Below are 585 nucleotides of genomic sequence, written 5' to 3' on the forward strand. Positions count from 1 at the left end.
ATTCGGACGTTATTAGTTCCGGTCTGGTATTAGGCCACGCCTTCCAGAACAACTGGCTCTTTGTCGCCTTGTTCATTGTTTTTGTTGCCGCACTGGCATGGTTCGTAAACGGTAAATCAGCGAAGCCGAAAGGGGAAAATGTTCATGAGTCTGTATAACTTCAACGCTATTCTGAAAATTGCGCAGGAAAGAGATTTTAAAGCCATTGGCTCATTTAATTTGCACTGTATTGAAATGCTGCCCGCCTTTTTTAAAGCGGCGCAACAAAGCGATAGCCCATTAATGATTCAAATCTCTACCGGGACGGCGGAATATCTCGGCTATCGTTTACTGGTGGATGCCGTCCGCTCACTGGCGGAAAGTGAAAATGTGCCAACCTGTCTGCATCTGGATCACTGTTCTGATATTAGTGCGATTGAAACGGCCATGAATGCCGGATTTTCATCGGTTATGTATGACGGTTCACACCTGGGGCTCGAAGAAAATATCGGCAATACGCGGATTGTGGTGGAAATGGCGCGGCCGCGGAATATCACCGTTGAAGGGGAGCTGGGCGCCATCGGGGGTTCAGAAGATGGTAAAGCC

The 585-nt window shown here is 48.2% G+C and carries 1 protein-coding gene; it reads left to right on the forward strand.

Annotated features, from left to right (window positions below):
• Nucleotides 1-144: 144 nt before the first annotated feature.
• On the forward strand, nt 145-585 hold a 441-nt coding region (locus tag D4Q52_RS26025; protein ID WP_147407854.1), incomplete at its 3' end, for a class II fructose-bisphosphate aldolase.

This window comes from Rhodopseudomonas palustris (assembly GCF_003591005.1).
GTDB classification, from domain to species: domain Bacteria; phylum Pseudomonadota; class Alphaproteobacteria; order Rhizobiales; family Xanthobacteraceae; genus Rhodopseudomonas; species Rhodopseudomonas palustris_K.